The organism is Rhodococcus sp. IEGM 1406 (assembly GCF_030056745.1).
Classification (GTDB): Bacteria; Actinomycetota; Actinomycetes; order Mycobacteriales; family Mycobacteriaceae; genus Rhodococcus_F; species Rhodococcus_F erythropolis.
The window spans coordinates 159,192-179,339 of record NZ_JASHKO010000004.1; the positions used below are offsets into that span (position 1 = coordinate 159,192).

The 20,148-nt window shown below is 62.4% G+C and carries 22 protein-coding genes; 6 read left to right on the forward strand and 16 right to left on the reverse strand.

Going from position 1 to position 20,148, the window contains the following annotated elements; genetic code table 11:
* Positions 1-44 precede the first annotated feature (44 nt).
* Positions 45-1,076: an iron-siderophore ABC transporter substrate-binding protein gene (locus tag QM596_RS19525; RefSeq protein ID WP_283309713.1), complete on the forward strand. Its 1,032-nt coding sequence runs from the start codon at positions 45-47 to the stop codon at positions 1,074-1,076.
* A 36-nt stretch (positions 1,077-1,112) separates the two neighbouring features.
* On the opposite strand, the gene QM596_RS19530 is transcribed toward QM596_RS19525, so the two are convergent.
* The 6 genes from QM596_RS19530 to QM596_RS19555 all read right to left on the reverse strand — a co-directional run bounded on the left by QM596_RS19530 (position 1,113) and on the right by QM596_RS19555 (position 8,476).
* Positions 1,113-1,616 carry a GbsR/MarR family transcriptional regulator gene (locus QM596_RS19530; protein WP_020908019.1) on the reverse strand — a complete coding sequence of 168 codons (504 nt, stop codon included), beginning with the start codon at positions 1,614-1,616 and terminating at the stop codon, positions 1,113-1,115.
* A gap of 574 nt (positions 1,617-2,190) precedes the next feature.
* On the reverse strand, positions 2,191-3,444 hold the full coding sequence (locus QM596_RS19535; protein WP_283309714.1) for a hypothetical protein: 1,254 nt from the start codon (positions 3,442-3,444) through the stop codon (positions 2,191-2,193).
* Positions 3,445-3,478: 34 nt separating this feature from the next.
* Positions 3,479-5,503 (reverse strand): ArnT family glycosyltransferase, encoded by a 2,025-nt coding sequence (locus tag QM596_RS19540; protein WP_283309715.1) that lies wholly within the window; start codon positions 5,501-5,503, stop codon positions 3,479-3,481.
* A 93-nt stretch (positions 5,504-5,596) separates the two neighbouring features.
* Positions 5,597-6,109, reverse strand: coding sequence for a GNAT family N-acetyltransferase (locus QM596_RS19545; protein ID WP_283309716.1), 513 nt, complete (start codon positions 6,107-6,109; stop codon positions 5,597-5,599).
* Between the two features lie 123 nt (positions 6,110-6,232).
* Positions 6,233-7,534 carry an HNH endonuclease signature motif containing protein gene (locus QM596_RS19550; RefSeq protein ID WP_283309717.1) on the reverse strand — a complete coding sequence of 434 codons (1,302 nt, stop codon included), beginning with the start codon at positions 7,532-7,534 and terminating at the stop codon, positions 6,233-6,235.
* 48 nt (positions 7,535-7,582) lie between these two features.
* Positions 7,583-8,476, reverse strand: a complete 894-nt coding sequence (locus QM596_RS19555; protein WP_283309718.1) for a dihydrodipicolinate synthase family protein — start codon at positions 8,474-8,476, stop codon at positions 7,583-7,585.
* A 71-nt stretch (positions 8,477-8,547) separates the two neighbouring features.
* On the opposite strand from QM596_RS19555, the gene QM596_RS19560 reads away from it, so the two are divergent.
* Entirely contained in the window at positions 8,548-9,456 is a 909-nt protein-coding gene (locus QM596_RS19560; RefSeq protein ID WP_283309719.1) for a LysR family transcriptional regulator, read from the forward strand.
* Positions 9,457-9,462: 6 nt separating this feature from the next.
* On the opposite strand, the gene nadC is transcribed toward QM596_RS19560, so the two are convergent.
* Genes nadC through nadA form a run of 3 tightly spaced genes read right to left on the reverse strand, consistent with a single transcriptional unit; the run spans position 9,463 to position 12,940 of the window.
* Positions 9,463-10,335 carry a carboxylating nicotinate-nucleotide diphosphorylase gene (gene nadC, locus QM596_RS19565; protein ID WP_003941805.1) on the reverse strand — a complete coding sequence of 291 codons (873 nt, stop codon included), beginning with the start codon at positions 10,333-10,335 and terminating at the stop codon, positions 9,463-9,465.
* A complete protein-coding gene (locus tag QM596_RS19570; RefSeq protein ID WP_283309721.1) occupies positions 10,335-11,906 on the reverse strand; it encodes an L-aspartate oxidase in 1,572 nt (523 codons plus the stop codon). The genes nadC and QM596_RS19570 overlap by 1 nt, the downstream gene beginning before the upstream one ends.
* On the reverse strand, positions 11,903-12,940 hold the full coding sequence (gene nadA, locus QM596_RS19575; protein WP_020908027.1) for a quinolinate synthase NadA: 1,038 nt from the start codon (positions 12,938-12,940) through the stop codon (positions 11,903-11,905). Before nadA ends, QM596_RS19570 begins: the two co-directional genes overlap by 4 nt.
* Positions 12,941-13,042: 102 nt before the next feature.
* Between nadA and QM596_RS19580 the strand changes: the two genes are divergently transcribed.
* Positions 13,043-13,771, forward strand: a complete 729-nt coding sequence (locus QM596_RS19580; protein WP_007733069.1) for an NUDIX hydrolase — start codon at positions 13,043-13,045, stop codon at positions 13,769-13,771.
* A gap of 14 nt (positions 13,772-13,785) precedes the next feature.
* On the opposite strand, the gene QM596_RS19585 is transcribed toward QM596_RS19580, so the two are convergent.
* Positions 13,786-14,118 (reverse strand): SDR family NAD(P)-dependent oxidoreductase, encoded by a 333-nt coding sequence (locus QM596_RS19585; RefSeq protein WP_047890048.1) that lies wholly within the window; start codon positions 14,116-14,118, stop codon positions 13,786-13,788.
* A 110-nt stretch (positions 14,119-14,228) separates the two neighbouring features.
* Positions 14,229-14,831 carry a TetR/AcrR family transcriptional regulator gene (locus tag QM596_RS19590; protein WP_046378680.1) on the reverse strand — a complete coding sequence of 201 codons (603 nt, stop codon included), beginning with the start codon at positions 14,829-14,831 and terminating at the stop codon, positions 14,229-14,231.
* Between the two features lie 83 nt (positions 14,832-14,914).
* On the opposite strand from QM596_RS19590, the gene QM596_RS19595 reads away from it, so the two are divergent.
* Entirely contained in the window at positions 14,915-15,745 is an 831-nt protein-coding gene (locus QM596_RS19595) for an SDR family NAD(P)-dependent oxidoreductase (RefSeq protein ID WP_046378681.1), read from the forward strand.
* Positions 15,746-15,773: 28 nt separating this feature from the next.
* On the opposite strand, the gene QM596_RS19600 is transcribed toward QM596_RS19595, so the two are convergent.
* From QM596_RS19600 to bioB, 3 genes are read right to left on the reverse strand one after another with little or no spacing between them, the layout of a single operon-like run.
* Complete coding sequence (locus tag QM596_RS19600; protein ID WP_019748811.1) at positions 15,774-16,364, reverse strand: DUF2567 domain-containing protein; 591 nt, start codon at positions 16,362-16,364, stop codon at positions 15,774-15,776.
* A gap of 11 nt (positions 16,365-16,375) precedes the next feature.
* A complete protein-coding gene (bsaP, locus tag QM596_RS19605) occupies positions 16,376-16,600 on the reverse strand; it encodes a biotin synthase auxiliary protein BsaP (protein WP_019748812.1) in 225 nt (74 codons plus the stop codon).
* On the reverse strand, positions 16,597-17,610 hold the full coding sequence (bioB, locus tag QM596_RS19610; RefSeq protein WP_024487821.1) for a biotin synthase BioB: 1,014 nt from the start codon (positions 17,608-17,610) through the stop codon (positions 16,597-16,599). Before bioB ends, bsaP begins: the two co-directional genes overlap by 4 nt.
* Positions 17,611-17,774: 164 nt before the next feature.
* Between bioB and QM596_RS19615 the strand changes: the two genes are divergently transcribed.
* Complete coding sequence (locus QM596_RS19615; protein ID WP_020908033.1) at positions 17,775-18,431, forward strand: TetR/AcrR family transcriptional regulator C-terminal domain-containing protein; 657 nt, start codon at positions 17,775-17,777, stop codon at positions 18,429-18,431.
* On the opposite strand, the gene QM596_RS19620 is transcribed toward QM596_RS19615, so the two are convergent.
* Both QM596_RS19620 and QM596_RS19625 read right to left on the reverse strand, forming a co-directional pair.
* Complete coding sequence (locus tag QM596_RS19620) at positions 18,417-18,737, reverse strand: AzlD domain-containing protein (RefSeq protein WP_047890052.1); 321 nt, start codon at positions 18,735-18,737, stop codon at positions 18,417-18,419. The genes QM596_RS19615 and QM596_RS19620 overlap by 15 nt on opposite strands.
* Entirely contained in the window at positions 18,734-19,429 is a 696-nt protein-coding gene (locus tag QM596_RS19625) for an AzlC family ABC transporter permease (RefSeq protein WP_283309723.1), read from the reverse strand. Before QM596_RS19625 ends, QM596_RS19620 begins: the two co-directional genes overlap by 4 nt.
* A 64-nt stretch (positions 19,430-19,493) precedes the next feature.
* On the opposite strand from QM596_RS19625, the gene QM596_RS19630 reads away from it, so the two are divergent.
* Positions 19,494-20,066: a helix-turn-helix domain-containing protein gene (locus QM596_RS19630; protein WP_020908036.1), complete on the forward strand. Its 573-nt coding sequence runs from the start codon at positions 19,494-19,496 to the stop codon at positions 20,064-20,066.
* The last annotated feature ends 82 nt before the right edge of the window (positions 20,067-20,148 follow it).

The following is a 20,148-nucleotide window of genomic DNA, read 5'->3' on the forward strand; positions in this document are numbered from 1 at the left end:
GTCGGAGTCTCACTCCTCGGCGCATCGACAACGGAAGGTTCCCCATGCGATACGCCCGTGTGCGCTCACTTCGCCGAACTGTGGCGCTGAGTGGATTGGTCATTGCCGCCCTGGTAATCGGCGGATGCAGTAACAACGACACTGCAACCGAATCAAGCAGCAGCGACTTCGAAACCGTCACTATCGAAAGTGCGCTCGGAAAAGCCGTCATCACCGAAAAGCCTGAGCGGATCGTGACCCTCGGCATGGGGTCGGCGGAGACCGTGATCGCGCTCGGCACGATCCCCGTCGGCGTCGAAAAGTACGCATGGGGCAGCGACGACACCGGATATCTGCCGTGGGTGCACGAAGCGGTCACGAAGCAGGGTGGCGAACTGCCAGAGCAGTTCACCGGCGGCACCGACCTCAACATCGAAGCGATCATCGCGCTCGAGCCCGACCTGATCCTCGCCCCCTGGTCCGGCATCACCCAGCAGCAGTTCGACTCACTCAACGCGTTTGCGCCGACCGTCGCCTACGCCGAGAGCCCGTGGACCATCACGTGGGAAGAGCAAATCAACGTCATCGGCAAAGCCATGGGCGAATCCGAGAAGGCGACAGCCGAAATCGACAAGATCAAGTCGCAGTTCGCGGAATCGACTGCAGCACATCCGAACTACGCCGACGTCAGCTTCTCCTTCATCTACAACACGGGCCCAGGAACCCTCGGCGTCTTCTTCGCCGAAGAGCAGCGCGTGGCCATGGTCCGCGCACTCGGCTTGCAGGTGGATCCCGTCGTCTACACCTTGACGGAATCTGAAGGAACAGACTCCGCCGTCATCGGCCTCGAGAACGCAAACCTCCTCGACAAGTCCGACCTGCTCTTCACCTTCTACTCGGACCCGGCCAATCGGGCCGAGATCGAAGCGCAGCCGGCCTACCAGGCCATCCCCGCTGTGACTCGGGGAACTGTCATCGCTCCGACCGAGCAGCCCTTCGTCACCGGTTCCTCGATGATCAACCCGCTGACCGTGCCCTGGTCGCTCGAGCGCTACGTGCCGATGATCGACGAGGCAATCGCAAAGCTGAACAAGTGATGTAGATCAGCATCGCGCGATCGAGAAGCCCGCGTCCTATTCGGATGCGGGCTTCTTGCCGTCGCGTTGGGCTTTGAATCGCATCCACTCGCTACTCAACATTCGATTGTCGATGATCCACCCCATGTAATCGCGCATGTTGAGGACACGAATGTAGGCGGGGCCGTTGGGATTTGCGTACTGCAGTGCTTCAGTCGCGAGTTTGCGTTGATTCTCGAGATACACGTGCTCTGTTTCGAGGAATCCGCCCCACACGTCGGAATCCATGACGTAGTAGTGAGTCCGATCCCGAGGCTTGCGCGTGAGCTTGACGAACCCCCGGTCGATCAACCGGCGAATGTAAGTCGACACCGATCCGCGACTGGCGCCCAGTGCCTGCGCCAACTCTTCGGCACTGACCCCTGGCGACTCGCTGATCAACAAATAGCCCGCAATGCGTCCCTCGATGCGAGCTCCACCACCGGACTGCCAGTACACGGAGAACTGGTCAATGAACCACGTGGAGAAGTCGTCACCGCGAGCAGGGCTGGCATCGCCCATTCGTTGAGCCTCCGAGGTCACTCGACAACAAGAACATTGACTTCCGATTCTGCCAGCTGATGCCTACACCCACGCATTCCGCGTCGCCGCAGGTTCGCCCGAGAAGTCGTGCGCTGTGAAGTCGGCACACGTCACCGTCGTCGCCGACCCATTCGTCTCGCGGACTTGGACGACCATCGAGCTCACCGAATCACCAAGAGGCGAAGCCTGAATGGCCCGGGCGGTCAACGAAGCCGAGTCGCGCGGGTCGGTATCCACGACGCAAAGATCGAGGCGGACATTTCGCGATTCACTATCGAACGACCCGCCGCCGACCGTCAATCCAGTAGGTAACTCGGATGCTCGTGAGCGCAGTGCGTCAGCCAATGCCGCCTCCACAATGGGGTCGCCTGGGCACTCTGAACCTGCAGAAAGACCACCGACTGGTGTCTCCCGCGAGGGTGACGATTGCTCCAAATCGACTGTGCATCCCACGAGCCCGATCGAGGAAGCCATGCCTACTACGCAAATCAACAGACGCCACCGACCAATTTCCGCTGCCATTCGCGACACGGTAACCGAGACGCGTCCACTACTACCGCGAAATCAACAATCCTGGAGTCGTTGCGATGAACTCGAGCTGTTCGATCGTCAAAGGCGACGCCGATGTGAAGCCAGCCGATGTCACGAACTGGGTCACCACTACTGTTTCGCCGGAGGGGTGAACAACCCGGACCGTGTCATCGCCCGAGCCATCGGGATCGACCAGGCGAGTCACCGTGGTGGCGTTGGGCAATTTCAGGATCGCGCCTGGTTCCGGGACGGCCGTACCAATCGATATTTCGACATCACCGCGGCCGTCCGATGTCGAGACGACGATTCGTTCGCACGCCCCTCCCCGTCCGTAGTCATCCGGAACCAGCGAACCGAGCGGGCGTTCCAAAGTGACCTCTTCCGCGCCGAGATCCTTCCAACGTGCATCGAGCAACTGATTCAGTCGGCCGATATTCATGCGCGTCGCAGGTGGACCGGCATTCACGGAATCGGTGTAGCAGGATGCCATCGGTGGCGGCGTCGAGTCTGGGACCGGCTCAGTCACAGCGAGCCCGGGCGCTGTCGCGACCGCGATCAGTTCGTCCATCGTCAAAAGCGGACCAGTATCCGTCGAAGTGCCGGTCGACGTGTCGATGCTCGCAACAACTCTGGATCCGTCACCGAGATACGCGACTACACCGCGCTCGCCCCCGACTTCCGAACCGTCTTTGTCTTCGAAATCTGCTCTGTCCTCGAAATCTGAGATATCGAGCACTGTTCCGTTCGCGAGATACTCCCGCCGATCCACCAGCCCCTCCAGGCACGGTGGCACCGGCTGATCCCATGCACGAACCTGAACCGAGATATCCGCAGTCCGCCCGACGCGAGTCAAGGTTCCCTTCGCCGACGTCGAACCGCTGAACTCGATCGGGTCGACCCCGTCGGGAAACGAAACGCCCCGGTAATTCTGGATCGGCGCAAACTCGAGCGATTTCGATGGACTCGCAAATGCAACGTCGACATCGGAAGGCAACGATTCGAGTAGTGCGTCGCTCATGGCGGTGGCCTTCGGTCCCGAGAACCATGGATAGTCCGGGTCGTCATAACCGGGCTCACCGGTAAAACCGTAGTTGATGCGCACCGGCGGACCTGGCGATTCCATCGACTCGCAGCCGGGAATCGACGTGCCCGTGCCCTCGTTCGTCACCGCTGCGACAACAGTTCCCAATGCGACGATCGAGACGATCACCAGCCCGTCGCGCCAGGTCCATTGCTCGCGGCGACGGTTCGACTCGTGTGCGGTGCGCCCAGACATTTCTCGATCATTGCCTACGACAACAACTACGTCGCTATCCGACATACCCGCTGAGGTCGTAGATCGTGGAATTTCCCACCGTTGTCGACGAGAAATTCGCTTCGACCCATTCCTGAATAGCGCTCGACGTACTGTCCCCGCCTTGGCTGTCTTTCGGGCTTCCGCCCTGGCCACTGGCGATGTAGTAGTGGACCTCGCCGTCTGCCACGTACGCGATGAACTGGTCCAGCGTCGGTGCGGGATCAGAACTCCAACCGCCGATCGCCATCACCGCAGTATCGCTGGTCAACTCGTAGGTTGCTGCGCTTTGCGATCCGTTGGTCGCGGCCGACCACGTGGTGCCCGCATTGACCAACATTGCCGTCAACTCGGAAGTACTTTCGCTACCACTGCTTGTTCCTGGCCCACTCGTTGTTCCTGGCCCACTCGCCGTCGGATTACTGCTCGCGACATCAGAGTTCGGCAGAGCCTCACCGTCTCCCTGCCCTTGGCCCCCACCCATGCCTCCTCCCCCGCCCATTCCCGAGTCGGACACGGCGCCGGTTGGTCCTGCCGTCGGGATGGACCCACCATGCGCTGTTGCGGCAGTGGCAATCGCGTAAGACGCCGAACCGGTTATCCCTGCCAACGAACCGATGATCAATCCAGCGACAGCGAGCTTGCGAAATCGACCCTTGGCTCCCACCAGAACGAGGATCGCGCCGACGACAGTGCCCGCCAACAGAATCCACTTCAGCATCGGCAGCCATTCGGCATTGCGGTGCAACAACACCCAGCTCCAAATTCCTGCGGCCAGCATCATCGCCGCCAAGCCGCAGCGTCCGATCGAGCGGGCACGCACCAACCACAGGGCGTATCCACCGACGCCGATCATCCCCGCAACAGCAGGCGCCAGCGCAACTGTGTAATAGGGGTGGATCGTTCCGGACATGTAGCTGAAGATCAGGCCGGTAACGAGAAACCAACCACCCCACAGGATCAACGACGCACGGAGAAGATCTGTGCGCGGTGCACGCCCACGGGCGAGGAGTCCGAACACCAACGCGATCAGTGCCGCAGGAATCAGCCAGGAAATCTGGATACCCATCTCGCTGCCGAACAGCCGATCGAGTCCGGCACTTCCCCCAAAGCTGGAACCTGCACTGCCACCAGCCATTCCACTACTACCACCGGACATTCCGCCACCGGTGTTCCCGAAAAGTCGACCCAATCCGTTGTATCCCAGTACCAAGTCCATGACGCTGTTGTTGGTCGATCCGCCGATGTACGGGCGAGAATCAGCGGGCCACAGCCACACTGCCAACACCCACCACCCAGCCGATATGACAACGGACGCAGTACCGATCACCAGGTGGAACAGGCGAGTCCGCAAGCGCACCTGTCCGGCAATCAAATACGCGGCACCAAATGCAGGCAACACCATCAGCCCTTGCAACATCTTGGTGAGAAAAGCGAAGCCCAGCGCGACTCCGGCGAGCGCCACCCACATTGCGGCTCGTCGACCCACCGCCGTGCACATGGCGCGAATCACGAAGTAGCCGGCGAGAGTCATGAGCAGAACAAGCAATGCATCGGGATTGTCGAACTTGAACATCAGGGCGGCAGCGGGCGTAGCTGCCAACACAGCTCCCGCCACAAGACCCGCAGCCGGCGTCGCCACTCGTTTGACGGCCGCATACACGAGCGCAACCGATCCGACGCCCATCAACGCCTGCGGAACAAGAAGGCTGGCACTCGAAAATCCGAAGATTCGTCCGGACAGACCCATGACCCACAATGAAGCGGGCGGTTTGTCGACAGTGATGAAATTCGAGGTATCGAGGGAACCGAAGAACCACGCTTTCCAATTCTGGGAGCCGGCCTGCGCTGCCGCAGCGTAGAAGGTGTTGGCGTAGCCACTCGCGGTCAAATTCCACAAATACAAGACCGCCGTTGCTGCCAACAGGATCGTCAGCGCCAATCCTGTACGGCGAGTGCGGAACCACGACGGCGAGGGCTCGGCTCGATGGGCAGTTGGTGCCGGCCGCTGAGGCGGGGCCGGATGCAGAACGGCGGTCATCAGGAAGTCCCTTCACGAGTTAATGTCCTGCCAACGATCGCGCTTTCAACCCCGGCGGCACTGGGAGCCGGCTGGAAAGTTGCTGTGAATGAATCAGGTCAGGGAACGCTCGAACAGCACGACGCTGAACCAACCGTTGTAGACAACATCTCCGAAGTCACGACGCCCTACCTCGGCGAAACCCGCGTCTCGGTAGTAGCGGCGCAACCGCACGTTCGTTTCGACACAATCGAGCCGCAAGTACTGCGCGCCCTCCCCCGCGGACCGTCGATGGGCCCAGACGAGTAAGCGTTCGCCCAACGAGGTGCCCGAAAATTCTCGATCGATAACCAATCCGTGCACGTAGCCGGCAGGCTCGTTCGAATCGGGCCAGACCACGGGGTCTGACCAGATCAACCGCAGGGCGCCGACAATCCTTAACTGCGCCCGGTCTCGCGCAACAAAGAACTCCCCTCTCGAAATCTGCTCCCCGACCTGCTCGACAGACACTTCGCGTGGGCGCCACTGGATGATTCCGCGTTCTGCCAACCAGTCTTCTGCCGCGTGCCGCAGCGCCAGAATCTCCGGCCCATCGCTCTCGACCGCTTGCACAACGTCCACAACCATATGACCTCCCCCATATCTGCAGCCGTTCACAACAACACGGCCTCCAGGCCCCAACCCGGATGTATCTCCGAGTTGAAGCCTATCGACGTGAAGTTGTGTATCTGAACGGGTCTCACCACTCAGTCAGGTTTTGAATGTGGTGTTCGCCGATCGCGGGTGCTGCTGCGGGTCGATCGAGGGCGGCGGGATGAACCACGGTTTGTTGTCGACGCCGATGCGGATCACCCATTTCCCGACGAACCCGGACTTGCGGTGCATCAGCCGGTGATGTGAACGGCACAGCAGGACAAGGTTGTTCATCACCGTCGGGCCGCCGTTGGCCCAGTGCCGAATATGGTGCGCATCCGTCCACGCGGGCACGCACGCGCAGCCCGGGAACGCGCACCCCTTGTCTCGGGCGATCAACGCCACTCGCTGCTCCGCGGACACTAATCGCTTTCCGGGTTTCGCATCCAACGGTGCGCCGTGGTCGTCGAGCAGGACAGTGGAGAGGAAACAATCGCAGCCGAGGAGTCTGGTCTGCGACACGGACAGTGGTCCGAGCCACGGCATGTGCCCGACATCGAGATCCGACACAGCCACTCCAACACCATCGGGCGAGGGTGCGGCGCAATCCCGATGCTCCGCCAGGTCGCGGGCGTTGATGTGCACGTTCACATGCGGACGCTGGCCACCATCGACACCGGTTTTGGCGCAGTCCAGGTAACGGCGGATCAGTTCGGTGAACCCATCCGCCGTGCGTTTCGCCGCCGACCGAGAATCCGGAGTTCCATCCGGTGCCGGGGTCGGCATCGTCAGATTCGACAACGCCGACAACAACATTTCCCCGGTGAGAGCATCGAAATCACCGCGCACCACCACCCGACCATTCAACGTCGACGCGATCCGCAACTCATTCCGATCCACATCCTCGGCGGGCGGAATCTCATCGGACTCGAACACTCGCTCCAAAGTCGCGATAACACTCCGCACCTTCGTCGTCGTCGACTCCACGCCCGAAGCAGCAGCCAACAACAAATCGATGCACTTCGGTAGCGCTTCCTCCGGCATCCCCTTCGGCGGTGACTCGCAGAACGCCACGATCAACACCGCGTGCTCGAACGAGCAATCCCCGACATCAAAGCGGGCAGCCACCGCCGGAAAGGGCCGAAGCGCCGCACCCAACGCGGCGATCTTCTTCCCGTCCCGAACCTGCAGCATCGTGTTCGCCGCCAACCAGCAACCCACCCCGCGGCTCGCAATCACCTGATCATCAGGACGCATCGAGAGTTCGTCCACCACCGCCACACGAACAGCCTCGAGACGAAGAATCTCCGCACTCGCCGACACCGCAGCAGCACGCAACTCAGAAGCAGACAACCGCCACAGACGTCCGCGCAACCCCACCGCCGAACCCGACACCACATCCGACAACAAGACACTCATTGAATCCCCCGATCCCCACCCCCAACAATACTCGAACACCCGTTCGAGTCAAGAGTGGTAGACCTCGAGCGCCCGCGCTACCGATTCGTCACTCGCAGGTAGCAACGGCAGTCGCACATGGGGAGTCGGAATCTGCCCCAATGCATGCAACACGCCTTTGATGACAGTCGGGTTCGATTCGGAAAAGAGAGCTCCTGACAGCGTCGACAACCGTCGTCCAAGATCGCGAACACTGTCCACATCTCCACTGTCCCAAGCCTTCACCAGGCGCACGAACTCGGCGGTCGACAGATGAGCGGACGCCAAGATTCCGCCTGACGCACCCAAGGCCAGAAGCGGCGCGAGAAACAGATCATCCCCCGCCAGCACGGCGAAGTCGTCCGGAAGATCCGCGAAGAGTTCGACGGCAGCTGCGTCGATACCGCCCGCGGCATACTTCACACCAACAACCCCGGGCAAAGCACCCAGCTCCCGCAAAGTGCCGCTGTCCAGATCGCACGCAGTTCGGTACGGCACGTGATAGACGATCAGCGGCACGGGGCTCGACGACTGCAGATGCGCGAAATGCGCCACCACACCGGCTTTCGACGGCCTCGTGAAGGAGGGAACCGGCACCAAGGCCGCCGAGACGTCAGGCCACCGAGTCAGCCTCCCGAGCGCCTGCGCACTGCCCGCCGTGTCGTTGCTACCCGCGCCCACGATCAACGTCGCACCTCTCGCACGGCACACGCTCGCACAGATATCCAGAACGGTCACTCTCTCCTGCTCGGTGAGGGTTGCGGTTTCCGCTGTAGTCCCCAGTGCAACGAGTCCGACCGCACCTTCGGAGAGGACCTGGTGCGCAAGCTGTTCGAGTGCGTCGGTTGCAATACGACCGTCGCTCTCGAAGGGCGTGATCAGTGGTACATGGATTCCGGCCAGGTCAACTCGAGTCGTAGTCATAGAACTCAGCCTCACCGAACAGACCTTGTAGGTCTAGTTCGCATTTCCATCGTCGAGCGTAAGCTGAGCTGATGCTCGATGTTCGTCGACTGAAGCTATTGCGCGAACTAGCGCTGCGCGGAACCATCGTTGCCGTTGCCGAGGCGCTGTCGTTCAGTCCCTCCGCGGTGTCGCAGCAATTGGCCGTCCTCGAACGTGAAGCCGGCGTGCCGCTGCTGGAACGAACAGGCCGTCGCGTCCGCCTCACGCCGGCCGGTGAGAACCTCGCACGTCATGCCGAAGTCATCCTGCAACGCCTGGAACAGGCGTCGGGCGAATTGGTCGACGCGCGTCGTGGACTGGCGGGGCCGCTGCGCATCGGAATGTTCCCGACCGCCGCACGGGCGATCCTCCCGCCGGCATTGATCGCCCTCTCTCGCGAGCATCCCGGGTTGGAACCGATGGTTTCGGAGATCGACCCAGCGGACGTCGCCGACGCCCTACGAGCTGGGAATCTGGACTTGGCGTTGATTCACGACTACGACTTCGTCCCTCGTCCCAGCGAACCGGGCCTGACAGCGTTGCCTCTGTGCAGCGAATCGGTCTATCTGGCGTCGAACGACACCGCTACAGATCCCGACAGCACCATTACCGCGCTGACCGACTGCGTGGAGCAGCACTGGATTACTGCGATCCCCGGAACTGCTTGTCATGCAATGACCATTCGCGCGTGCCAAGCGGCCGGGTTCACCCCGAAAGTGCGACACCACATCGACGAGTTCGCCACCGTTCTCGCCCTCGTCGCTGCAGGGCAGGGCGTTTCGCTGGTCCCGGAACTCGGAGCAATCCATCCGCCACTCGGAGTGCGCCTGACGCCGATGCCCATTCGACGAAGGACCAAGATTGCACACCGAGCGGGCTCCGACGCTCACCCGGCGGTCGCAACCGTGACAAGCGCGCTTCGCTCGGCCGTCCCGCAAATGCTGGACGCCGAGCAATAGCGGCACCTACATGTCGAGCCCGAGGTCGAGCACTGTCACCGAGTGCGTCAAGGCACCTACAGCGAGGTAGTCGACGCCGGTTCGGGCGTACTCTGCGGCAACGTCGATGGTGAGACCACCGGATGACTCGAGCTTGGTTTCGGGGGCAACAGCGTCTCGGCGTTGGACCGCGATCTGCGTCTGCCACAGCGGGAAGTTGTCCAGCAGAACAAGTTCCACGTTTTCTGCCAGCACCTGGTCGAGCTGAGTGAGGTTGTCGACCTCAACTTCGCACTCGATGTCCGGGGCGAGCTCACGGACCGCACGAAGTGCTGCGACCACCGAACCGGCAGCGGCAACGTGGTTGTCCTTGATCAACGCCGCGTCACCCAATCCCATGCGGTGGTTGACGCCTCCGCCCACGTGGACTGCATATTTCTGCAGAGAACGTAGTCCGGGCAGTGTCTTTCGGCTGTCCCGCACTTTGGCATGAGTGCCGGCGATGGCGTCGACCCACTGTGACGTCGCCGTGGCGATTCCCGAGAGATGGCAGACGAGGTTGAGCATCGTCCGCTCTGCGGTGAGAAGGCCGCGGGTGGGCGCGACGACGGTGAGCACCGATTGACCTGGCGCAACCCGAGTTCCGTCGGCCACCCGATCAACGACCTCGTAGTTACCCGCGCCGATCACCTCGTCGAGAACAAGCAGTCCGACGTCGATGCCGGCGACAGTACCCGAGGAGCGTGAGACGACCGAGGCCTTCGCGACTGCATCGGCGGGAACCGTTGCGGTGGAAGTGATATCGGGGCCATAGCGCAGATCCTCGTCCAGAGCGAGCCTGACCAACGTGAGCAGTTCGTCACGGTCGAGCGGCGCGGGCAGGATCTTCTGCTCGGTCATCAATGAACTCCTGTCAACAACATGTCTGGTATTTCGAGCGCTCCATCGGCACTCATCTTGATCCGAGTGCTGCGACGCTGATTCGGATCTGTTTCAGGATAGTCGGTGCGGGTGTGACAGCCTCGGCTCTCGGTTCGTGCCACGGCTACATCGACCAACGCTGTCGCGGTCAGTGTGAGCGCCGCGTCTTCGAGGTCCCCAGCAGCCACCGCCACTGTCTGATCGGCGTCGGCAAGCGCGGCTCGCGCAGTCAGGAGACCGCCTCCGTCGCGAACCACCGACGCGTGTGCTGTCATGACGGACTGCACAGTCTCTCGTGGGAGGATCGGCATCAGCTTGCGCACCACGTTGACCACTTCGGCATGAACCTCGCGACGCTCGGCAGCTGCGATTCCGGCACGCTCCCCGACCACCAAACCCTCGAGAAGGCTGTTGGACGCAAGACGATTCGCGCCGTGCAATCCCGTGCGAGCCACTTCGCCGGCTGCGTAGAGTCCAGGCACTCCCGTTCGTCCATGGACGTCGGTGGCGACTCCACCGCACGAGTAGTGCGCGGCCGGAGCGACCGGAATGAGTTGGGTGCGTGGATCGATGCCCGCTTCGAGACAGGATGCGGTGATGGTCGGGAACCGCGAATCGAAGCCGTCGAGCTTGCGGGCGTCCAGGTAGACGTGATCGGTGCCGAGATCTCGTAGGCGTGCTGCGATTGCGCGCGAGACCACGTCACGCGGGGCGAGATCACCCAGCGGATGAACACCTGCGGTGACCGAATCGCCGTTGGTGTCGACAAGAATCGCACCTTCGCCGCGGACCGCCTCACTGATCAAGGGCCGGCGACCTACTCCACCCGGAGTGAAGAGGACCGTCGGATGGAACTGAACGAATTCCAGATCCGCAATTGCCGCACCTGCTTCGAGCGCCAACGCGATTCCGTCGGCAGTTGCACCGGGCGGATTTGTACTGCAGGCATACAGCTGACCGAGTCCACCGGTAGCGAGCAGTACCGCGGGCGCATGGATCACTCCGAGCCCTTCCGGCGAGGAGACGATGAGTCCACACACCCCGCGCCGGTTGGTCACCACCTGAACTGCCGCTGCACCGAACAGAACGGGGAGGCCGGCAGCGTTGAGAGCTCGCTGCACTTCCGCGCCCGTGGCGTCGCCGCCCGCATGGATGATCCGACGCGTGCTGTGCCCACCCTCGCGGGTGCGCGACACCTCGCCGTCTCGCCCGCGATCGAAGACCGCACCCAACGCGGCCAGCGCCGCAACTGCGTCGTGACCAGCTTCGACGATGGAATAGACGGCTTCCTCGTCGCACAAGCCGACGCCGGCCTCACACGTATCCGCAACGTGCGACTCGACGGAATCCGTATTCAGATCGTCGACGACTGCGATGCCGCCCTGCGCGTACTGAGTCGAGGTGTCCGTCGGACCACCCTTGCTGACCGTGAGTACTTTCAGCCCCCGCAGAGAAGCGGTGCGCGCAGCGGTGAGGCCCGCGACACCGCCTCCCACGACGACCAGGTCGGCATGAGCCTCCCAGGCGAAACGCCCGGCAGGGCTGGTCACTCGCCGCCGCCCGGATTACCGATCTCGATCATGCGCTGCACCGATTTCTGTGCACGCTTGGCCATCTCGAGATCGACGTGGACCTCGTCCTTGCCCTCGAGAAGGCAGCGAAGCAACGCGGCAGGCGTGATCATCTTCATGTACGGGCACGACGCGCGGTCGTTGACGGCCTGGAAATCGACGTCGGGCGCTGCCTTGCGCAACTGGTGCAGCATCCCGATCTCGGTGGCGACCAGAACCTGCTTGCTCTTGGTGACGCGGGCAGCGTCGAGCATTCCGCCGGTGGAGAGGATCTTGACCTTGTCCGCGGGGACCGCGCCTTCACCGGCGAGGTACAGAGCCGAAGTAGCGCAACCACATTCAGGGTGCACAAAAAGCTCGGCATCGGGGTGAGCCTTGGACTTCGCCGTCAACTCGTCACCGTTGATACCCGCGTGGACGTGGCATTCACCGGCCCAGATCTGCATGTTGGTGCGGCCTGTGACGCGCTTGACGTGAGCTCCGAGGAACTGGTCCGGGAGGAAGAGAACTTCCCGGTCGGGATCAATCGAGTTGACCACGTCGACGGCATTGGACGACGTGCAGCAGATGTCGGTGAGACCCTTGACCTCGGCCGTGGTGTTGACATAGGACACGACGAGGGCGTTCGGGTTGTCGGCCTTCCACTCACGAAGCTGCTCGGCATTGATCGAGTCGGCCAGAGAGCAGCCGGCTCGCTCGTCCGGGATCAGCACGGTCTTGGACGGCGACAGGATCTTCGCGGTCTCGGCCATGAAGTGCACACCACAGAAGACAATCGTGTCCTCGGGCGCCTCGGCAGCGATTCGCGAAAGCGCCAGGGAGTCGCCGACATGATCGGCGACGTCCTGAATCGCAGGCAGCTGGTAGTTGTGCGCAAGAATCGTCGCGCCCCGTTCGCGAGCCAGACGTTTGATCTCAGCGGCCCACTCGGGGGTCGCTTCGACTCCGTTGTATCCGCCGGGGCCGTCGTGAATCTGCGAGGCCGATCCCTCCCATAACGTCGTGGTCGTCATGGCGTTCTCCTTCACCGTGAACCCGGGCTCGTCACCCAGTTCAAATCCGGACGGGCTGGCCCGGATTTCCGTATTCGAGGTTTTCGACTTAGGATCGAAAACGTGCCCAATAGTAACACCACCCACGAAGTGCTTGCAGCGGTGTTCCAAGTTCGCACCTTCCCCGCGAGCATCGCCGCAGGTGACGGCGATCACTGCCCACAAGGGCGTGAAGAGTTGGCCGTGCTGCTGTGGCAGCGCGCACTCAACCCACAGAAAGGCACATGGTCACTGCCCGGGGGCACTTTGCGCGACGACGAGGACCTGACGACCTCCGCTCGACGACTCCTCGCCGAGAAGGTCGACCTACGAAAGGTCGCCCACCTCGAGCAACTCTCCGTCTTCAGTGATCCACAACGAGTGCCGGGCCCGCGCCGCATCGCGTCGACCTTCCTCGGACTCGTTCCCCTCAGCGCCGACCCACAACTTCCACCCGACACGGCCTGGCACCCCGTTTCGAAGCTGCCGGAGATGTCGTTCGACCACGGAACCGTCGTACGGCACGCGCGTAATCGACTGGCTGCAAAACTCTCCTACACCAACATCGCATTCGGGCTGGCTCCCGAAGAGTTCGCGATGTCGACACTGCGCGAAATCTACTGCGCTGCACTCGGTTACCAAGTCGACGCAACCAACTTGCAACGCGTACTGGGTCGCCGAGGCGTACTGACTCCCACCGGCAACACCGCACCGTCCGGCAAGTCGGGCGGACGCCCACCGGCCCTGTACCGCTTCACCGACTCCACCTTGCGAGTCACCGACGAGTTCGCGGCACTGCGTCCCCCGAGCTGACGTCGATCAGGTTCTCAGGCAACGGCTTCGAAACTTCCGCGTTGCAGCCACGCCGAGTTCACCGCGCCGGCCGGATCGATGACCCGATTGATTGCGCCGAACCGCGTCGTCACCCGATCGAGAATCCGATCGGCCTGCCAACGATCCGTCGGATCAGCGACTATCGCAAAGAAGCGATGGGTCGGTTTTCCCGCCATGATGCGCACCAATTCTGTCACCGTCCGCGCGGTGACCGCCACGCTCCAACCGGCGTCGAGAAACTCGGTGGCGATACGCGCACCGTGCTCGAATCCGATGTCCGTGACAAGTACAACTCCCCTGTTCGGGGCGATCTCAGAAACGCTCATTGCGAAACCTCCACTCGGAATCAAACTTCTTGACTCCCATGTAAGTCCGCAATCTTGTGGCTCCCTTGTGTCGGTTCTGTGAGAACTCTGGGGATTCCGCGCCCCACACATCAGGCAGATCGAGACAATCCCGCCCAGAAGACCGTCGAGGCCGCGTTCACCACATCGCCGACCGGCACGTCGCCCAACATTCCGCCCGCGGCCAGCGTCGCGACGCCATGGAACGTCGCAAAGGCAACCAGCGCAATACTTTCCGGATCGCCGGCGGCAATGTCACCCGCAGCCTGCGCTTCCGATACGAGCCGAACGGTCAGGTCCATCGTCGCGTGCCCCGCGTTCACGACAGTCTCGGCCGCACCGGGTGCATGCTTGTTGCTGTACATCAGAGACAACAGGCCCGGATGCTCGAGCGCAAAATCCACATAGGCGTTGGCGAGCGAGGAGAACCGGGCTCTCGCGGTCGGCGGCGCCTCCGAAACTGCTCGCTCGAGCGCACCGGTCATCCGATGGAATCCGCTTTCAGCCAAGGCGTCGAGCAAAGCCTGACGGTCGCGAAAATGCTTGCCAGGGGCCGCGTGACTCACGCCCGCCTCGCGCGCAAGCTGCCGCAGCGACAACTTGTCGACGCCATCTCGCTCGAGGGTCGCTTCAGCCGACGCCAGGAGTTCCTGTCGCAGGCTGCCGTGGTGGTACGGCTGTTCGTGGGCGGGCATGGTGGCACCATATCAAAATGTTGTCATTGACAACTATGGTGTCAGTGCCTACATTTGGGATCACCCGAACCGAAGGAGCCACCATGGCCATCGACGTAGCCGGAACCACCGTCCTCATCACCGGAGCCAGCGCTGGGCTCGGAGTGGAATTCGCTCACCGCTTCGCCGCTCGCGGTGCAAATCTGGTTCTCGTCGCCAGGCGGGCAGATCGCCTCGAAGCCCTCGCTACCGAACTCCGCGTCGCCCACGGCATCACAGTCACAGTTCTGCCTGCCGACCTGGCGGCGCCCGGCGTCGGCGCAACACTGCACCAGGAGCTGAGAAACCGTGGCATCACCGTCACCTCGCTGATCAACAACGCCGGTTTCGGAACACACGGAGCATTCGTGGACGAAGATCTCGAGCGCGTCACGTCCGAAATTCAGCTCAACATCGCCACACTGGTCGAACTGACGCACACCTTCCTGCCTGATCTCCTGGGCGGACGCGGAGCGCTCGTCAACATCGCGAGCACGGCGTCGTTCCAGCCGACCCCTGGCATGGCCGTCTACGGCGCGTCCAAGGCTTTTGTACTCAACTTCACCGAAGCACTCTGGGCAGAAGCTCGCGGCAGCGGATTGACCGTATTGGCGGTGTGCCCCGGCCCGACACGAACCGAGTTCTTCGACGTCGTCGGCTCCGAAGATGCTGCGGTCGGGCGCATGCAGACAGCAACTCAGGTGGTGGATACAGCTTTCCGGGCACTGGATCGACGCAACGCACCGCCGACAGTCGTATCAGGTTTGCCGAATTGGGTGTCCTCGATCAGCACTCGCTTCGCAACCCGCCGGTTGGGAGCGTTGATTTCGGGTCGACTGTTGGGTGACGTGCGAATGAAGTCCGCAGCGAACCGCCCGTCGACGTCGGCGGTATAGAGAAGCGTCGGCTGTATAGAAGCAACGGCTACGGGAGTTTCGGCTGGACCTCGTCGTCGGTCTGTTCGGCCTCGGTGGCCGGATCCCCGGATTCCGGATCCCCAGATTCCGGGTGGTCCCCCACACCGAGGTCGTCGTACGGATTGAGCACTGCCAGAACCAAAGTCACGACGCACGCCGCGAGCGGCTGAAACAGAAGCACAAGCAACGTGCCGATGTTCGGTGCGCGCGCGATGATCTCCCCGACCGCCGGATTGTCGGCGGTGGGGAAACGCAGTTTTGTCACGCCCGAACCCACGAGTGCCATCAGTCCGGCACCTGCCGCCGAGCCGACTATCAACCCGCCCAGGGCATACGGGCCTCGACTCAGACGCGCCAACCACGCCGCTACTGCCGACAGCACACCGACGATCAGTGCCAGCCAGATGAACACAGCACTCGCGTCGAACTGATGGAGGCTCTCACCCGTCAACGCGACGCCGCGCCCCTCGGACACCACCAACAGATGCTCGGCCGGAGCCAAGAACGCCCACACCACACCGACGAGCACGCTCACGCCCGCAGTGGTTGCGGCGATCACGATCGCGGTGCGCAGACGAGTCTGCCGAAGAGAGATCACACAGAGTGACGCTACCTGCGGGCGGCGTCGATCGAGTCGACGACACCGTGTCGGGAGCATTTCGCCCACCATCCGTCAGGGCTGACCTGAACGATCATGCGGCGCCCGCACTGCTCGCAGAAGCGAGGCGGCTCTAGCCCCATCGACGCCGCAGTCGGCGTCGGATCGTCGACACCGTCGACGATCCGACGCCCGGTGAACGGGTTGTACCGCTCCTCGGTCACCGGAGTGCTCACAGAGTGTCGTTCAGTGCTTTGATCGGCATCTGCAGATCCACCAACAAATCCAGATCCTTCTCGGCGGGACGCCCGAGGGTGGTCAGGTAGTTGCCGACGATGACGGCGTTGATTCCGCCGAGGATGCCCTGCTTGGCACCCAGATCGCCGAGAGTGATCTCGCGTCCACCCGCGAAGCGCAGGATCGTGCGGGGCAGCGCGAGACGGAATGCCGCCACGGACTTGAGCGCCTCGCTGGCGGGCAGCACATCCAGATCCCCGAAAGGGGTGCCGGGACGCGGATTGAGGAAGTTGAGCGGGACCTCGTCCGGCTCGAGTTCAGCCAAGTTCGCGGCAAATTCTGCACGCTGCTCCAATGATTCACCCATACCGAGGATTCCGCCGCAGCACACTTCCATGCCTGCTTCGCGAACCATCCGAAGCGTGTTCCACCGCTCTTCCCACGAGTGTGTGGTCACGACGTTCGGGAAGTGCGACTTCGAGGTCTCCAAGTTGTGGTTGTACCGGTGCACACCCATGGCGGCCAGTTGGTCGACCTGTTCCTGGGTCAGCATGCCGAGCGAGCAGGCGATCTGGATGTCGACTTCATTGCGGATCGCCTCGATACCTGCGGCCACCTGAGCGAGCAACCGGGCGTCAGGTCCGCGGACGGCGGCCACGATGCAGAACTCGGTAGCGCCCGACTTCGCAGTCTGCTTGGCAGCTTCCACCAGGCTCGGGATGTCCAACCAGGCCGCGCGAACCGGCGACTGGAAGAGTCCGGACTGCGAGCAGAAATGGCAGTCCTCGGGGCAACCGCCCGTCTTGAGGCTGATGATGCCCTCGACCTCGACCTCCGGTCCACACCATTTCATACGCACATCGTGGGCGAGAGCCAGCAGGTCTTCGAGCCTGTCGTCGTCGAGTCGGAGTACGTCGAGCACCTGGCTTTCGGTCAGGCCAACTCCTCTTTCGAGAACTTGCTCGCGCGCCTGGTCGAGGATGTCGACCGTCGCAGGGGCCGTGCTAATCGGGGGCGGGGTCACAGACGTCTCCTTCGAAACCAGCAAAATTGAACACCGTACAAGTTGAACGGTGTTCACGTTAGAGACGTGGTGGAATACTGTCAAAGGCGGGTCCGATCGACATCCGATCGCGAGCGGTCCACAGCGGGACGAAACGAGGGGAACAACAAGTGCAGTTGCGACGCGGCGACGTGCTGGACGGCGCCATGGCGATACTCGACGAGTTCGGACTTGCCGACCTCACGATGCGCAGGCTCGCAACGTCACTGGGTGTCCAACCCGGCGCCCTGTACTGGCACTTCCCGAACAAGCAGACCTTGCTCGGTGCGGTCGTCGACAAGATCCTCGAAGACCTCGACACTCCCGTAGACGCAGAGACATGGCAAGACGCGTATTCCGAACTGGCACACAGACTTCGGTCTGCCCTGCTGGCGCACCGCGACGGCGCCGAGTTGGTCAGTGCCACCTTCGCCTCGCGGATGACAAGCAGCAAGGTGCGCGAGCACTTCGTACACGCCGGCGAAGAATCCGGGCTATCACGCGAGCATGCCCAACTCGCGGCGTACGCCCTGCTGTACTACGTGCTCGGCCACACCGTCGACGAGCAGTCCCGAGCGCAGATGGAAGAAATGGGGGCACTTACCCGAGCACCCATTTCCCCCGACTCCCCCGAGGTGATCGGCGGCGGTTCCGACGAGGACCTCCTCGACGGCGATCCGACAGTGCGCTTCCAGTTCGGCCTGGACCTGTTCATCGACGGCATCCGCACTCGCCTGAATTCGACCACACATTCAACGCGCACCGAATCGGCTCTACGACACCCCTGACAGCCGTAGTAATGCAGTAGTGCCGGCCGCGGCAATCACCACTAGTACCAACGGCGCCTTGAACCAGGCGCAGATGCCTCCGGCCACCACGCCGAGCATCCGCGCCGGCCCTGCAACGTCATGCCCGATGAAGATCGTCGATGTCGCAACCACTGCAAGCAGCAGCACCACGACAGCACGATCGAGGGTTTTCTCGGCAAAGCTCGAAAGCTTCACCCGAGCGCGGAGCAGAACGCCACTTGCCCGCAAAGCGTAAGAGCCGCAAGCGAACACGACAATACCGATCCAGACCGACGCGGTGTTCATCGAACCTTCTCCCGGAACGGTATCGTCACCGCGATACTCAGCAGCGCTACGAGCGGCGCGGTACCGGGCGGCAGGAACGGCGACGTGGCCACCGCGACTGCTGCACCGATCAGGGCGGCAAGCAGCGTCACCTTTTCCTTCAGCGCAGGCAAGACAAGGGCCAGAATGACAGCCGGAAACGCGGCATCCAATCCCAACACGCCGGGGTCTCGGACGACGCTGCCGAGCAACCCGCCCAGCAGCGCTCCGATCGGCCACGACACCGCGATCCCGATTCCACAGAACCAAAAAGCCGCACGCTTACGCTCCACCGATCCCTGCGCCATGGCGACCGCGACGCTTTCGTCGTTGACCAGGTGCGCGCCGACCATACTGCGCCAGCCTGAATCTTTGTAGCGACCCCGGCCGAGAAATGATCCTGCGGACATCCCGTAGGCGAAGTTACGTGAGTTGATCAACAAGCCCGCCACAACAGCAGCGGTGGCACTGCCTCCGGCTGCGATGATTCCGATGAACAAGAACTCCGAAGACGCTCCCAGAACGAGTACAGCCAACGCCGAAAGCTGCCACAACGAGAATCCAGCCGATCCTGCCGTCACACCGTAGGACACACCGACGATGGCCACGGAGAGCCAGATCAGCACGCTCACCCGAACCGTGTCTCGATCAACTGTTCGCCATAAAGAACGCATGTATTCTATGTTGAACGAAGTGACACCGTTCGTCAAGTAGAACGACCGATCGGAGAATCGAACGATGACCAGTAATGAAACGGACACAGCGGAGACTCCTCAGAAACTGGTCGCCGTCGCACTCAAACGCGAACGTGCCCGAGCAGGCTTGAGCCTCTCGGAGGTGGCGCGGCGCGCCGACATCGCCAAATCCACACTCTCCCAACTCGAATCCGGCCTCGGGAACCCGAGCCTCGAAACACTGTGGGCACTCGGCAACGCGTTGGGTGTGCCGTTCTCACAACTCGTCGACTCGCAGGCACAGACCGTTCAATTGATTCGAGCTGGAGAAGGTCCCGCAATTGCGTCGGCAAACGCGTCGTACATCGCGACGCTCTTGGCGCCGAGCCCACCGAACGCACGACGCGATCTGTATCGCATAGTCGCCGAACCGGGCGAGCCGCGTATTTCGACTCCGCATGCGCGCGGCACCACCGAACACGTTGTGATCGGCACCGGGCGAGCGGAGGTCGGGCCCACTGCAGATCCGATCGAGCTCGGCCCGGGCGACTATCTCGCTTATCCCGGCGACGAGGAGCACATCTTTCGGGCGCTCGAACCAGGGACGACGGCGATCATGGTGTCGGAACACATCTGAGCCGCGATGAGTTTCGCCGCTGCGGGAAGTCTGTATCTGGGAGGTGATCTGGCCAGAGCCTCGATTGCCGACGACAGTAACG

Excerpts from the sequence above, each read along its gene's own strand:
- QM596_RS19525 (WP_283309713.1), top strand. The coding sequence starts at position 45 with ATGCGATACGCCCGTGTGCGCTCACTTCGCCGAACTGTGGCGCTGAGT.
- QM596_RS19530 (WP_020908019.1), bottom strand. The coding sequence starts at position 1,616 with ATGGGCGATGCCAGCCCTGCTCGCGGTGACGACTTCTCCACGTGGTTC.
- QM596_RS19535 (WP_283309714.1), bottom strand. The coding sequence starts at position 3,444 with ATGTCTGGGCGCACCGCACACGAGTCGAACCGTCGCCGCGAGCAATGG.
- QM596_RS19540 (WP_283309715.1), bottom strand. The coding sequence starts at position 5,503 with ATGACCGCCGTTCTGCATCCGGCCCCGCCTCAGCGGCCGGCACCAACT.
- QM596_RS19545 (WP_283309716.1), bottom strand. The coding sequence starts at position 6,109 with ATGGTTGTGGACGTTGTGCAAGCGGTCGAGAGCGATGGGCCGGAGATT.
- QM596_RS19550 (WP_283309717.1), bottom strand. The coding sequence starts at position 7,534 with ATGAGTGTCTTGTTGTCGGATGTGGTGTCGGGTTCGGCGGTGGGGTTG.
- QM596_RS19555 (WP_283309718.1), bottom strand. The coding sequence starts at position 8,476 with ATGACTACGACTCGAGTTGACCTGGCCGGAATCCATGTACCACTGATC.
- QM596_RS19560 (WP_283309719.1), top strand. The coding sequence starts at position 8,548 with ATGCTCGATGTTCGTCGACTGAAGCTATTGCGCGAACTAGCGCTGCGC.
- nadC (WP_003941805.1), bottom strand. The coding sequence starts at position 10,335 with ATGACCGAGCAGAAGATCCTGCCCGCGCCGCTCGACCGTGACGAACTG.
- nadA (WP_020908027.1), bottom strand. The coding sequence starts at position 12,940 with ATGACGACCACGACGTTATGGGAGGGATCGGCCTCGCAGATTCACGAC.
- QM596_RS19585 (WP_047890048.1), bottom strand. The coding sequence starts at position 14,118 with ATGAGCGTTTCTGAGATCGCCCCGAACAGGGGAGTTGTACTTGTCACG.
- QM596_RS19590 (WP_046378680.1), bottom strand. The coding sequence starts at position 14,831 with ATGCCCGCCCACGAACAGCCGTACCACCACGGCAGCCTGCGACAGGAA.
- QM596_RS19595 (WP_046378681.1), top strand. The coding sequence starts at position 14,915 with ATGGCCATCGACGTAGCCGGAACCACCGTCCTCATCACCGGAGCCAGC.
- QM596_RS19620 (WP_047890052.1), bottom strand. The coding sequence starts at position 18,737 with ATGAACACCGCGTCGGTCTGGATCGGTATTGTCGTGTTCGCTTGCGGC.
- QM596_RS19625 (WP_283309723.1), bottom strand. The coding sequence starts at position 19,429 with ATGCGTTCTTTATGGCGAACAGTTGATCGAGACACGGTTCGGGTGAGC.
- QM596_RS19630 (WP_020908036.1), top strand. The coding sequence starts at position 19,494 with ATGACCAGTAATGAAACGGACACAGCGGAGACTCCTCAGAAACTGGTC.